The organism is Agromyces sp. Y558, from assembly GCF_059445415.1.
On the sequence record NZ_JCAIUH010000001.1, the window covers coordinates 1,015,544 to 1,028,351 of the forward strand.

At 69.2% G+C, this 12,808-nt stretch carries 12 protein-coding genes; 7 read left to right on the plus strand and 5 right to left on the minus strand.

Features of this window, described 5'->3' with window-relative positions:
- Nucleotides 1-71 precede the first annotated feature (71 nt).
- Nucleotides 72-1,577, minus strand: coding sequence for a carboxylesterase/lipase family protein (locus AC1C2T_RS04855; RefSeq protein ID WP_495384439.1), 1,506 nt, complete (start codon nt 1,575-1,577; stop codon nt 72-74).
- Nucleotides 1,578-1,695: 118 nt separating this feature from the next.
- Complete coding sequence (locus tag AC1C2T_RS04860; RefSeq protein ID WP_495384440.1) at nt 1,696-2,310, minus strand: TetR/AcrR family transcriptional regulator; 615 nt, start codon at nt 2,308-2,310, stop codon at nt 1,696-1,698.
- 93 nt (nt 2,311-2,403) lie between these two features.
- Between AC1C2T_RS04860 and AC1C2T_RS04865 the strand changes: the two genes are divergently transcribed.
- Entirely contained in the window at nt 2,404-3,684 is a 1,281-nt protein-coding gene (locus tag AC1C2T_RS04865; protein ID WP_495384441.1) for an MFS transporter, read from the plus strand.
- Between the two features lie 195 nt (nt 3,685-3,879).
- Complete coding sequence (locus AC1C2T_RS04870) at nt 3,880-6,222, plus strand: glycoside hydrolase family 3 C-terminal domain-containing protein (RefSeq protein WP_495384442.1); 2,343 nt, start codon at nt 3,880-3,882, stop codon at nt 6,220-6,222.
- An 88-nt stretch (nt 6,223-6,310) separates the two neighbouring features.
- Here the strand turns inward: AC1C2T_RS04870 and AC1C2T_RS04875 are convergent, their stop codons facing one another.
- Nucleotides 6,311-6,883 carry a TetR/AcrR family transcriptional regulator gene (locus AC1C2T_RS04875; protein WP_495384443.1) on the minus strand — a complete coding sequence of 191 codons (573 nt, stop codon included), beginning with the start codon at nt 6,881-6,883 and terminating at the stop codon, nt 6,311-6,313.
- Between the two features lie 72 nt (nt 6,884-6,955).
- Between AC1C2T_RS04875 and AC1C2T_RS04880 the strand changes: the two genes are divergently transcribed.
- From AC1C2T_RS04880 to AC1C2T_RS04900, 5 genes are all read left to right on the plus strand, one after another.
- A complete protein-coding gene (locus AC1C2T_RS04880) occupies nt 6,956-7,546 on the plus strand; it encodes a dihydrofolate reductase family protein (protein ID WP_495384444.1) in 591 nt (196 codons plus the stop codon).
- 140 nt (nt 7,547-7,686) lie between these two features.
- Nucleotides 7,687-8,034, plus strand: coding sequence for a hypothetical protein (locus tag AC1C2T_RS04885; RefSeq protein WP_495361352.1), 348 nt, complete (start codon nt 7,687-7,689; stop codon nt 8,032-8,034).
- Between the two features lie 3 nt (nt 8,035-8,037).
- Nucleotides 8,038-8,511, plus strand: coding sequence for a hypothetical protein (locus AC1C2T_RS04890; RefSeq protein WP_495384445.1), 474 nt, complete (start codon nt 8,038-8,040; stop codon nt 8,509-8,511).
- A 10-nt stretch (nt 8,512-8,521) separates the two neighbouring features.
- Complete coding sequence (locus AC1C2T_RS04895; protein WP_495384446.1) at nt 8,522-9,097, plus strand: methyltransferase family protein; 576 nt, start codon at nt 8,522-8,524, stop codon at nt 9,095-9,097.
- A 9-nt stretch (nt 9,098-9,106) separates the two neighbouring features.
- Nucleotides 9,107-10,036: a transglutaminase-like domain-containing protein gene (locus AC1C2T_RS04900; RefSeq protein ID WP_495384447.1), complete on the plus strand. Its 930-nt coding sequence runs from the start codon at nt 9,107-9,109 to the stop codon at nt 10,034-10,036.
- A gap of 7 nt (nt 10,037-10,043) precedes the next feature.
- On the opposite strand, the gene AC1C2T_RS04905 is transcribed toward AC1C2T_RS04900, so the two are convergent.
- Entirely contained in the window at nt 10,044-11,213 is a 1,170-nt protein-coding gene (locus AC1C2T_RS04905) for a calcium:cation antiporter (RefSeq protein WP_495384448.1), read from the minus strand.
- 202 nt (nt 11,214-11,415) lie between these two features.
- Entirely contained in the window at nt 11,416-12,777 is a 1,362-nt protein-coding gene (locus tag AC1C2T_RS04910) for an alpha-hydroxy acid oxidase (protein ID WP_495384449.1), read from the minus strand.
- Nucleotides 12,778-12,808 lie beyond the last annotated feature (31 nt).

The window sequence follows — 12,808 nt, forward strand, 5'->3', positions numbered from 1 at the left end:
CGGAGCACGACGCGTGTGATCCCTGCTGCGACCGCGGCGTGCCGTGCGATCGCCGTCACCTGGTGCCGTGCTCAGAGCAGCGGGCGCACGCTCGCGTAGCCGTCGGTGACCACGGCCGACGGAGTGTCGTAGACGCGGGTCTCGCCCGCGGCATCCGTGAATCGCGGCCACGCCGCTGCGCCGTCGCGCACGAAGACGACGGCGCCGCCGTGCACGTCGTCGGCGAGCGCCTGCGACGGGTGATCGCCCGCGAGCACGTCGATGTGCTCGGCACCGAGGCAATCGAAGAAGAACGGCACATCGAGGCAGTGCACGGCGCGGCCGAACTTCGGTGACCGCCACGAGAAGCGGTAGAGCCACGTCGGAGCATCGCCGCGCGCCTCGGCGACGCGCAGCGCGAGGGTGCGGAACATGCGGTCGGTGATGTACCGGCCGAGGACGGCCGCGGTGCCCAGCCGCCGCACATCACGGTTCGCCGCGAGGTAGGCCGTGCGGGCTGCGCCGCGCAGACCCACCTTGCCGAGCATGAACCCGGTCGGCACCCAGCGCAGCTTGCCCTTCGCCCCGTCGAGGATCATCGAGAACTCGTCGTCGACGGTGCCGAGCACGAGCGGCTTGTCGGCGCCGATGCCCGCGGCGATGGCGTCGACCGTTCGGTGCGGGATCAGCTCGCCGTCGATCACCGGGCCAAGTGAGAGGCCGTCGTCGATGAAGCCGCGCAGCAGGTCCATCGGGTTGCCACCCGGTGCCGGGTCGGTGAGTTGCTTCTGCAGCTCGAACACTCGTGCCTCGCTGAGTGATGCGAGGCCTGCACGGGTCGGCTCGACGCCGCCGAGCGCGGCGAGCTTGCGACCGAACGCCTCTGCCCGCTCTGGCGCGATGTCGGCCGCCGCGCCCGAGATGCTGTGCGCACCGGCGATGAGCGGCTGCGCCCGAGGCATCCCCAACAGGGTCAGCACCGCCCCGCCGCCCGCCGACTGCCCGGCGACGGTGACGCGTGAGGGGTCGCCGCCGAATGCCGCGATGTTGTCGCGCACCCACTCGAGGGCGAGCAGCCAGTCGAGCACGCCGCGGTTCGGCGGGGCATCCGCGATCCAGCCGAAGCCGTCGAAGCCGAGTCGGTACGAGATCGACACGGTGACGACGCCGTCGCGGTTGAACGCCGCCCCGTCGTACCAGGGGCTCGCCGGCGAGCCCGCGAAGTAGCCGCCGCCGTGGATGTAGACGAGCACCGGCAGTGCGGCCCCTTCGACGGGTTCAGGGAACGCCGGCGCGGGGGTGAAGACGTTGACGTTGAGTGTCGACTCGCCCGGAATCGCGGGCTCGGGGATGAGCGTGGGGTCGGCGTCGTCGCGGTGCGCGGTTGCGCCGTACTCGAGTGCGTCGCGCACGCCCTTCCACGGCGCGTGCGGCACGGGGGCGCCGAAGCGCCGTTCACCGACGGGTGCCTCGGCGAAGGGGATGCCGAGGAACGCCGCGGATGCCGCCGGGTCGCCCGGCTCGCCGCGCCATGCGCCGCGGACGCGACCTGCTCGGGTGTCGACCTCGATGAGGGTTCCGGTCGTGATGGATGACATGGATGCTCCGAACGAACGCTCTTGATGGAATGAGTACTAGCGCCACGGCGATGACGGGGAGGAGGCGTTCATCGTCGAGTGGGGTGCAGATGACGATGTGCGGTCCACGTCGGCCGATTCACGTCGCCAGATGAGGGAGGGCCGAGGCATCCGCTCGGACCCGACGTGTGACGATGTGCCAGAGGTAAGTGATGCTCTCAGCCATGTCGATCGAAGGGTCGAGCATCCACTGGGTCTGCAGGCCGTCGGCCGCGGCCAGGAACAGGTTGGCGGTGCGATCGGCGTCGATGTCGTCGTCGACGTTGCCGGCCGCCTGCTCGTCGCGGATGAGCTCGGAGAAGGTGGTGCGGAACTGGCGGTAGCGCTCCACGAAGAAATCGTGTGCGGGGTGCTCGGGATCCCCGGCCTCGGTCGAGAGCTGGGCGTAGAGCTGCACGAGGCCCGGCACATCGGCGTTGTGCCGGATGACGGCGAAGAATCCATCGATCGGATGCGTCGGCACCGTGTCGAAAGCATGGAGGTCGACCTCGTCGCGCTTGCGGAGGATCTCTTGGAAGAGCTCCTCCTTCGAGCTGAAGTAGTGCAGGAGGCCCGCTTGGCTGAGCCCGACGGCGTCGGCCAGCTCGCGCACACTCGTGCGGCGGTAGCCGTTGCGGGCGATGACGTCGAGCGCGGCCGTGAGGATCTCCTCGCGCTTCGCGACGCCCTTCGCGTATGAACCCCTGCGTGCCATACCTGCATGCTACGGAAGTCTTCTTGCGAATGAAAACCGAGCGATGTACAGTTTTGCCACTGCCTCACCGTCGAGGCCTCGAAAGGACCACTCATGACAATGGCGTCTGCCCCCGCGCCCACCGTCGAACCCGATGGCACGGACGAACCCCGACCGCTCGTGACCGGTACAGTCAAGCGGCTGCTCGGCTGGATCATTCCGGCGAACTTCGGGATCTTCATCCTCTGGGGAGCCATCCCCGCCGTGCTCCTGCCGCTGCAAGTCACCGGCATCGACCCCGACAACAAGGTCGCGAACCTCGCCATCATCACGACGATCGGCGCCTTCGCCGCCATGATCGCGCAGCCGCTCGCGGGCATGATCTCGGATCGCACGCGCTCGAAGTTCGGTCGTCGTGCGCCATGGATGGTCGCCGGCGTGCTCATCGGCGGACTCGCGCTCGTCGGCATGGCACTCGCCAACGGCCTCGTGCAGATCGCCATCGCGTGGACCATCGTGCAGATCGCCTACAACTTCACCCAGGGTCCGCTCAGCGCGATCCTGCCCGATCGCGTGCCCCGCGCCGCTCGTGGCACGTTCGCCGCGCTCGCCGGGATGGGCGCCATGATCGGCGCGCTCGGTGGCCAGGTCGCCGGCTCCGCGCTGAACTCGAACATCCCAACGGCCTACCTGCTCCTCGCCGGTCTCGCGCTCATCGTCACGGTGCTCTTCGTCGTCTTCAACCCAGACCACTCGAGCCGCGAACAGCAGAACCCGCCGTTCTCGTTCACGGCGTTCCTGCACACGTTCTGGGTGAACCCCGTCAAGCACCCCGACTTCTTCTGGGCATTCACCGGCCGCCTGCTGCTCTACACCGGCTACTTCTCGGTGACCGGCTTCCAGTTCTTCATCCTCGCCGACTACATCGGCCTCGGAGATGAGGGCGCGACGGCGTCCATCCCGATCTTCGGCCTGCTGGGACTCGTCGGCATGATCGCCGCAATGCTCGTCGGGGGACCGCTCTCCGACAAGCTCGGGCGTCGCAAGGTGTTCATCTTCGCGTCGTCGGTATTCGTCGGGCTCGCGATGCTCGTGCCGCTCCTGATGCCGACGTACACGGGCTGGCTCATCTTCACCGTCATCGCGGGCCTCGGCTTCGGCATGTTCCAGTCGGTCGACCAGGCGCTCATGAGCGAAGTGCTGCCCTCGAAGGAATCGTTCGGCAAGGACCTCGGCGTCGTGAACATCGCGGCGACCCTGCCGCAGACCCTCGCGCCCGCCGTCGGCGGTGCCATCGTGCTGGCATTCGGCGGCTACGCGGCACTCTTCCCGGTCGGCGTCCTGCTGGCAATCCTCGGTGCGTGCGCGGTCTGGCCGATCAAGGCGGTGAAGTGATGGCGGTGCTCCCCGAGCCCGTCGAAGGGGTCGCCCCGCACCCGCCCCGGCGGGCATGATCGCGCCCGTCGCAGGCGGGCCCGGGGCATCCGCGACGCTCGTACTCTGGTGGGCGTTCTCGACGTTCATCGCGAAGGACTTTCGCAAACCCCTCTTCCGGCGGAGGATCGAATCACCGGTACACGAAGGAGCATCATGACCGACTCACTGAACACCGAGGCCGTTGCATCGGCAGCCGACCTCGTCGCCTCGCTGACGCTCGAGGAGAAGGCCTCGCTCACGAGTGGCGCCGACTTCTGGACGACGAAGTCCATCGATCGCGTCGGCCTGCCGTCGATCATGCTCACCGACGGCCCGCACGGCGTGCGCAAGCAGCGCGAGGGCAGCGACCACCTCGGCATCGGCGACAGCGTGCCGGCCACGTGCTTCCCGCCGGCCGTCGCGCTCGGCTCGTCGTTCGACCCGGGCCTGCTCGAACGCGTCGGCATCGCCCTCGGCGAGGAAGCGAAGGCCGAGGGCGTCGGCGTGCTGCTCGGCCCCGGCATCAACATCAAGCGCTCGCCGCTCTGCGGTCGCAACTTCGAGTACCTCTCGGAAGACCCGATCGTCTCGGGTGTGCTCGGTTCGGCGCTCGTGCGCGGCCTGCAGTCACAGGGCGTCGGCGCTTCGCTCAAGCACTTCGCCGCCAACAACCAGGAGACCGACCGCATGCGCGTGTCGGCCGACATCGACCCGCGGCCGCTGCGCGAGATATACCTTCGCGGCTTCCAGCGCGTCGTCGAGGGCGAGCAGCCGTGGACGGTCATGTGCTCGTACAACCGCCTGAACGGTGTGTACACCTCAGAAGACCCGTGGCTGCTGAACTCGGTGCTGCGCGACGATTGGGGCTTCGAGGGTCTCGTCGTCTCCGACTGGGGCGCGGTGAACGATCGCGTCGCGGGTGTGGCCGCCGGTCTCGATCTCGAGATGCCTGCTTCACAGGGGCGCACCGACGCCGAACTCGTCGCGGCGGTGAAGAGCGGATCGCTCGCCGAGTCGGTGCTCGACCTCGCTGCGCAGCGAGCGGTCGAGCTCGTGCAGAAGGCGGTCGCCGGCCGGCGCCCTTCGACCCTTCGACAAGCTCAGGGCGGCGCGGGCTCAGGGAGCGAGGAGGGGTACGACGTCGACGCCCACCACGCGCTCGCCCGCGAGGTCGCCGGTGCGTCCATCGTGCTGCTGAAGAACGACGATGCTGTGCTGCCGCTCGATGCAGGTGCATCCGTCGCGGTGATCGGCGAACTCGCCCGCACCCCGCGGTACCAGGGCGCCGGCTCCTCGCTCATCAACCCCACGAGGCTCGACAACGCGCTCGACGAGATCCGCGCGCTCGCCGGAGGCGCGGGCGAGGGTGACGAGGTGCCGTTCGCGGCCGGGTATGGCGACGACGGCGAAGCATCCGATGTGCTCACCGCCGAAGCGGTGGCCGCGGCATCCGCTGCCGACACCGTGCTGCTCTTCCTCGGCGTGCCCGCCGCACAGGAGTCGGAGGGCTTCGACCGCGACGACATCGAGCTGCCTGCGGCGCAGCTCGCGCTCGTCGACGCGGTCGTCGCCGCGAACCCGCGCACCGTCGTCGTGCTCTCCAACGGTGGCGTCGTGCGCCTCGCGGGGCTCGCCGAGCGGGTGCCCGCGATCGTCGAGGGCTGGCTGCTCGGCCAAGCCGGCGGCGGCGCGGTCGCCGACGTGCTCTACGGCGTCGTGAACCCCTCGGGCCGTCTCGCCGAGACGATCCCCGTGCGGCTCGCAGACAGCCCCGCCTCTCTCGACTTCCCGGGCGAGCACGGCCACGTGCGGTACGGCGAAGGCCTGTTCGTGGGCTACCGCTGGTACGACGCCCGCGAGCTCGAGGTCTCGTATCCGTTCGGCCACGGGCTGTCGTACACGAACTTCGGGTACTCGGATGCCTCGGTGACCGCGACTGCCGAAGGCTTCACGGTGCGCGTGACCGTGACGAACACCGGTGATCGCGACGGCGCAGAGGTCGTGCAGGTGTACACCTCGCTGCCGGGTTCGGCCGTCGTGCGCGCACCGCGCGAGCTCAAGGGCTTCGCGAAGGTCGCGCTCGCAGCGGGCGAGTCTCGTGAGGTCGAGGTGCACGTGCGCCGTGAGGATCTCGCGTACTGGGATATCCGCGTCGACCGCTGGCTCGTCGAGAGCGGCGAGTACCGCGTCGAGGTCGGTGCGTCGAGCCGCGACATCCGCTCGGGCGTCTCGGTCGCCGTCGAGGGCGATGCGGCGCGCGTGCCGCTCACTCTGGAGTCGTCGATCGGCGAGCTGATGGCTCACCCCGTGGCCGGACCCATCGTGCAGCAGGCGTTCGCCTCAGGTGCGGGCGGCGACGAGGGTGACGGTGGTGCGGCGGGAGCCCTCATGGCCGACCCGTCGATGTTCAAGATGATGGCGTCGTTCCCGATCGGGCGCCTCGCGTCGTTCCCCGGCATGCCGGTCGGCCGCGAGCAGATCGAGCAGTTGCTCGCGGTGGCGAACGCGGCCGGCTGAGTCAGGCGAGAGTCGAGAGGCGGATGTCGCGGGTCGTGGTGGCTCGCGGCATCCGCCGTCGTCGTGGTGGGGCTCGACCGGCTCGACCTCAGGCGCCGGGCAGCAGCCTCGCGACGAGGGCGTCGACGATCTCGGCGGTCGGCGTGCCGGGGTCGAGAGGGGAGGTCAGTCGGTCGAAGAGCAACCCATCGATCGCGTAGTGGAAGAGCGCGATCTCGTGTGCACCCCCCGGGAGACCGGCGGCGCGGTTGAACTCGACGTCGGCTTCGAAGCCCGCGCGTTGCCAGGATGCGAGCATCTCGGCGATCTCGGGCCGACGTGCAGCCTCGAGCCGGAGCTCGAACAGCGCGAGCGTGACCTCACGGTTCTCGGTGAGGCGACGCACGATGTCGTGCAGGTACTCGGCGAAGAGCGCACGGGTCGGCGGCGCGCCCGTGCGCTGATCGAGGTCGGCCGGGGTCGGCGCGAGCCGCTCGCCGATGCGGGTGACGAGGCCGGCGATGAGCGCGTCGCGGCTGCGGAAGTAGTTGGAGGTCGTGCCGGCCGGAACGCCGGCCGCGGCATCGACCGCGCGGTGCGTGAGCCCCCTGGCGCCGTCGCTCGCGAGCACGCCCAACCCCGCGTCGGCGAGCACGGCCCGTCGCTCTGCATTTCGTGCCATGCGTCGAGAGTAGCGCAAACCACTACGCATGTTGTAGTCTCCAATCACTACAGCAGTTGTGATTGGAGCACCATGCGAGAACTCGTGTACTACGTCGCCGTCAGCCTCGACGGCTACATCGCCGGCCCCGGCGGCGAATTCGACGCCTTCCTCTTCGAGGGCGACCACATGTCGAAACTCAACGACCGGTTCGCCGATGCCGTGCCGACGCACCTCGCGGACGCCCTCGGCATCGAGCGCGAAGGCGCGATGTTCGACACTGTGCTGATGGGGTGGAACACCTACGCCGTCGGTCTCCCGAGCGGAGTGACGAGCCCATACCGCCATCTGCGGCAGGTCGTGTTCTCCCGGACTCGAACCGAGGGGGACATCCCGGGCGAGCACCCGAACCTCACGATCACCGACGAAGATCCGGTCGAGGTCGTTCGCAGAATGAAGGCCGAGCCGGGCACGTCGATCTGGCTGTGCGGCGGGGGAGAGCTCGCGACTGTACTCGCGAGCGAGATCGACCGACTCGTGCTGAAGCGCAACCCCGTGCTCTTCGGCGGCGGCATCCCGCTGTTCGCCCCCGCCGGGTATCGCCCGCAGCCGTTCGAGGAGATCGCGACCACTGCATTCGGCTCGGGCGTCGTGGTCTCGGAGTACGTTCGGCCGTCGTCCTGACGGGGCAGCGGGCCGCGGATGCGGGTACTGACTCGACCCGGCGCGATCCGCAACCCCTTGCCGGGGCATCCGCGGTCACGTAAACCGGGAGGTGCGCCGGCCGCGTCACCGCTGCGGCCGGGGAGGAGAGGAGTTCACCGATGGCGATTCGGCTCAACGAGACGGCGCTCCGGCACGCGCGTTCGCTCGTGCACGACGGCGACGTGGTACGCGACGAACGCGACGCCTGGAGCGAGGACGCACCGACCGCGAACGAGGAGAACGCATTCATCGATCGCGAGGGGTGGACCGAATTCCGGCACTGGCACCTCGGCATCGACGACGACGCGAACGAGGAGACGAAGGAGGCGTACTCCTTTCCGTACGGAGACTTCCGAAAGGTGCACCGGTGCGCCGTGATCTCGCTCGAGAGCCGCGCCGGCCAGCACGATCACGATGAGATCCGTGCCGCCGCGAAGAAACTCCTCGACCTGATCGACGAGGGCTGAGCCGTGGCCGCCACCACCCGAGCAGAGCGCGCCGAGGCCAAGCGCGCCATCGGGCAGATGAAGCGGGCCGAGTCCGAGGCCCGGAAGCTGGCGAAGGAGCTTCCGAGGGGGGCGTTGCGAACGAGGCTCGAGGGGATGGTCGCCGAGGCACGGGCCACCCGGAAGGCGGCCGAGTCCGAACGCAAGGTCGCACCGCGCAGGGCGGCACGTCGTGCGGGCCGTGCCGCGGCGAGACTCGAGCGAGCTTCGCTCCGGGTCGGTCCGAGCAGCGGGAGGCGCACGGCGCGAGCGATGCCGGGCAGTGACGCCGACCTCGACGAGCGGGCCAAGGCCAGGGCGAAGACGTTCAAGCGACGTCGCAAGCAGGCCAAGCAGGCGCAGAATATGACCAAGACCGCCGCGAAGCGCACGGGGAAGGCGACGACCCCGACGCCGACCGACCAGAGGCGAAGCGCCGACCTGAAGCGCGGGGCGTAGCGTCGCTGCCATGTGCTCGGCATCGACGCGTCACTCGGTCGTCCGCATGCTCGCCGACCTGTCGGCGAACCTCCCGCTGCCGCCGGGGCATTCGATCGGCATCGTGGTGGTCGGCGCGCTCGACAAGCTGCACCGGGTCGCGATCCCGGGCCCTCGGTGGGCGTATCGCTCGGCCGGGCTGGTCGCGATCGTCGCGGGCGTCGGGGTGAACGCATGGGCGCTGGCCGAGCGTCGCCGACGCTCCGGTGAAGCGTTCCGACTCGACCGGCCGCAGTCGCTCGTCACGTCCGGTCCGTATGCGCTCAGTCGACACCCGATGTACGTCGGATGGTGGCTCATCCACCTCGGCACGGGCGTGTTCCGCGGCTCCGCCTGGGTCGCGGCCACCCTGCCTGCTGCGACCCTCGCCGAGCACCTTGGCGTGCTCGCCGAGGAGCACACCCTCGACCACGCGTTCGGTGCCGAGTTCGCTGCCTACCGCGCCCGGGTGCCGCGCTACGTTCGGTGGTCGGCATGGCCGCGCGGCTCGCGAACCGATGCATCGGCCGATGCTCGCAGTTGGCGTGCTTCTGGGGTACCCGTGTAGACCTGAGGCATGCAATCCGTCGCCGACCTCGACATCTCCCGCGCCCAGACCGTCTGCAGCGACCCCGGTCGCATGGCCGAGTGGATCGGCGAGCCGCCGAGCGACCTCGCCGAGCTTCGCCGTCTCGTCTCGGGGCTCGTGTTCCATTACCGCGCGAGCGGCGACCCGACCGAGCACGGCTTCGCCGCCGACCGGCTCGGTGAGATCGACCTGCGTTACGCCGAGGAGCAGTTCGCGCGGCTCGCCGAACTGAAGCCCGGCCCGCTCGACGCACCGCGCCGGCCGACCGAGCGCATCCTCGGCTGCTGCCGCGACTTCACGCTGCTGCTCGTCTCGCTCGCCCGCCGCGCCGGCATTCCCGCGCGCTCACGGGTGGGGTTCGCCGGCTACCTCATCGACGGCTGGTGGCTCGACCACGTCATCGCCGAGGTGTGGGACACGGATGCTGCGCGCTGGCGCCTCATCGAACCGCAGATGCCCGAGGGGTACGTCGACCCGGAGACGGGGGCACCGCTCGAGCTGCTCGACGTGCCGCGCGATCGCTTCCTCACCGGTGGCCCGGCCTGGATCGCCGCGCGCGCCGGACGGCTCGATCCCGAGCTGTGCGTCGTGATGCCCGAACTCGAGCTGCCCGCGCTGCGCTCCTGGCAGTACCTCGCGCACAACCTGGTGCTCGATCTCGTCTCCCTCGCCGGTCACGAGGCGCTGCTGTGGGAGACCTGGGGCGTGCTCGACGGCTTCGTCGACGAGGTGCCGGATGCCGCGCTCACCGCGGACCTCGATCGACTCGCCGCCCGGCTCGCCGACCCGGCGGTCACGCCCGACGAACTGCAGGCGCTCGCCGCGGATCCGCGATATGCGGTGCCCGACGTCGTGACGAATCATTCCCCGTTCGACGGCTCCACTCGTCGCGTGACCCTCCGTACCGCATCCCCTTGAGGACCGCTCAGGAGAAGACGGCGATGCCGTACACCGCGAAGACCACGAGATGGGCTGCGCCGTGCATCGCCGTCACCTTCTTGGAGGCGAGCGTTGTCACCGACAGCATCAACGTGACGCCGAGGAGCAAGAGGTTGGTGGGAGACTCGCCCAGTACGACGACCTGACCCGTGAGAGCACCGATGGCGAGGACGGCGGGAATGGTCAGGCCGAGCGTGGAGACCAGAGCGCCGTGACAGAGATTGCTGACTCGCTGGATCTCACCGCGCAGTGCTGCGCGCACCGATGTGATCGACTCGGGCAAGAAGACGATCATGGCGATCAGAATGCCGGAAAGCGCCACCGGTGCACCGACGCGCTCGAGGCCGTCGTCGAGGAGCGTGGCCATGTCGTGGGAGAGCAGCACGATGGGCAGGACCGTCGCGACGAGCAACGCGATCCTCAGCAGAACCTCGGAACGATGCTCGGCGATGACCTGCCTGACGCTGCGGCGGTTCTGCTCGGTGGCGCCGCGACCTGAGACCTGGCCGGCCGTGAGACGAGGATCGACTTCCCGGAAGTCGTCGGCCTGGCTGCCGATCTGGCGGAAGAGGAAGAACGCATAGAGGGCGAGGGTCAGCACGATGATGGGGATCGCCTGCCCCGGCGTGTAGGAGCCGTTGCTCCCGATCAGGTCAGGGAGGGCGAAGGCCAGCGAGGTGAGCACGACCAGCAGGGCCAGGTACGAGGATGTCCCGGTGCGGTTGTGGCCCAGATTGCCATGCTTGATCGCCCCGACGAGCAGCGAGAGACCGATGACCGCGTTGAGGATGATCATCGAAACCGCCATCACCGAGTCTCGTGCGATGGTGGTGTGCTCGCCGGGGCCGAGCATGACGGCTGAAATGAGCACGACCTCGATCAGCACGATCGAGAGCGTGAGAACCAAGGAGCCGTATGGATCACCGAGTCGGTGGGCGAGATGCTCCGCCTCGTGGACGACCCCGAAGGCACAGACCAGAATGACGCCGACGATGAACACGAGCGCAGTCACCAGGAGCCATGCAGGCACGGGTGGCTCGAGCAGTGGCCCGGCGAGCATCAGTGCGAACACTGCGCCCCAGCCGATGCCGAGCCGCACGAAAGCGGTAGGTGTGAAGATTGATCGTGTCGGAGAGGAGAACACCGGTTGAGCCATTTCGCGAGGCCGTCCTCGAGCTGACCGAACGAACAGGTCGTCCCATCCGCTGCGCTGTTGTCACGCCGTGCCGCTCATGGTATCGCAGGGCAGATGAGCGAGGCGGAACGCTCTGGGGCCTGCACCGGGAATCCGCGCAGTTGCGCGGCGGCGCCATCGAGGTGTGAGGCCGGGGTCGTGACCTTCTGGCGGCTCGCGCGAGCTACTTCTTGACCGAGGTGCGGCCCGCCGCCGACTTCGTCGCCGGCTTCGCGGCCGACCCGGCCACACGCGGGGCGCGTACCGTCTTCGGCTTCGCAGCGACGGCCTGCTCCGCGGCATCCGTCATCGGCTTCGGCAGGGCCGTGAAGCGCGAGAGCTGCGTGACGTGCTGCGGGCCGAGCTCGTCGAGCGTCGACACCTCGAGCAGCTTCATCGTGCGTGCGATCTGGGTCGACAGGATCGAGATCGTCTTGTCGACGCCCTCGCGACCGCCTGCCATGAGGCCGTAGAGGTAGGCGCGGCCGATGAGTGTGAAGCGTGCGCCGAGGGCGACGGATGCCACGATGTCGGCGCCCGACATGATGCCGGTGTCGAGGTGCACCTCCAGGTCGGAGCCGACTTCGCGCACGACGTGCGGCAGCAGGTGGAAGGGGATCGGCGCGCGGTCGAGCTGGCGCCCGCCGTGGTTGGAGAGCACGATGCCGTCGACGCCCTTGCCCGCGAGGATCTTCGCGTCTTGCACGGTCTGCACGCCCTTGACGACGATCTTGCCGGGCCACATGTCGCGGATCGTGGTGAGGTCGTCGAACGAGATCGTCGGGTCGAACATGCCGTCGATGAGCTCGCCGACGGTGCCGCCGGTCGTCGAGAGCGAGGCGAACTCGAGCTTCGGGGTGGTGAGGAAGTTGATCCACCACTCGGGCCGCGGGATCGCGTTGACGACGGTCGACGGCGTGAGCTGCGGCGGAATCGAGAAGCCGTTGCGCACATCGCGCAGGCGTGCGCCGGCGACGGGCGTGTCGACGGTGAAGAAGAGGGTGTCGAAGCCCGCGGCGGCAGCGCGGCGCACGAGCTCGTACGACTTCTCGCGATCGCGCATCACGTAGAGCTGGAACCAGTTGCGGCCCGTGGGGTTGGCGGCCTTCACGTCTTCGATCGACGTCGTACCCATCGTCGACAGGGTGAACGGGATGCCCGCTGCGCCCGCTGCGCCTGCACCGGCGGTCTCACCCTCGGTCTGCATCATGCGGGTGAAGCCCGTGGGGGCGATGCCGAACGGCAGGGCGGTCGGGCCGCCGAGCACCTCGCGGCTCATGTCGACCACGGGCACGTTCCGGAGGATCGCGGGGTGGAACTCGATGTCCTCGAACGCCTGACGGGCGCGCTTGAGCGAGATCTCGCCCTCGGCGGCGCCCTCGGTGTAGTCGAACGGCGCCTTCGGCGTACGGCGCTTCGCGATGTCGCGCAGGTCGGCGATCGTGAGCGCCTTGTCGAGTCGGCGCTGCTTCGCGTTGAGCGTGGGCGCCTTGAAGCGCATGAGCTCGGCGAGCTCTTTGGGGTTCGGGAACTGGCGCTGGACCATGGTGCTGTGCTCTTTCGTTCGAAGGACGGGC

Bases quoted from the DNA above. Each gene is read 5' to 3' on its own strand.
- AC1C2T_RS04900 (WP_495384447.1), top strand. From the start codon at position 9,107: ATGCAATCCGTCGCCGACCTCGACATCTCCCGCGCCCAGACCGTCTGC.
- AC1C2T_RS04870 (WP_495384442.1), top strand. From the start codon at position 3,880: ATGACCGACTCACTGAACACCGAGGCCGTTGCATCGGCAGCCGACCTC.
- AC1C2T_RS04895 (WP_495384446.1), top strand. From the start codon at position 8,522: ATGTGCTCGGCATCGACGCGTCACTCGGTCGTCCGCATGCTCGCCGAC.
- AC1C2T_RS04855 (WP_495384439.1), bottom strand. From the start codon at position 1,577: ATGTCATCCATCACGACCGGAACCCTCATCGAGGTCGACACCCGAGCA.
- AC1C2T_RS04860 (WP_495384440.1), bottom strand. From the start codon at position 2,310: ATGGCACGCAGGGGTTCATACGCGAAGGGCGTCGCGAAGCGCGAGGAG.
- AC1C2T_RS04865 (WP_495384441.1), top strand. From the start codon at position 2,404: ATGACAATGGCGTCTGCCCCCGCGCCCACCGTCGAACCCGATGGCACG.
- AC1C2T_RS04885 (WP_495361352.1), top strand. From the start codon at position 7,687: ATGGCGATTCGGCTCAACGAGACGGCGCTCCGGCACGCGCGTTCGCTC.
- AC1C2T_RS04880 (WP_495384444.1), top strand. From the start codon at position 6,956: ATGCGAGAACTCGTGTACTACGTCGCCGTCAGCCTCGACGGCTACATC.
- AC1C2T_RS04875 (WP_495384443.1), bottom strand. From the start codon at position 6,883: ATGGCACGAAATGCAGAGCGACGGGCCGTGCTCGCCGACGCGGGGTTG.
- AC1C2T_RS04905 (WP_495384448.1), bottom strand. From the start codon at position 11,213: ATGGCTCAACCGGTGTTCTCCTCTCCGACACGATCAATCTTCACACCT.
- AC1C2T_RS04910 (WP_495384449.1), bottom strand. From the start codon at position 12,777: ATGGTCCAGCGCCAGTTCCCGAACCCCAAAGAGCTCGCCGAGCTCATG.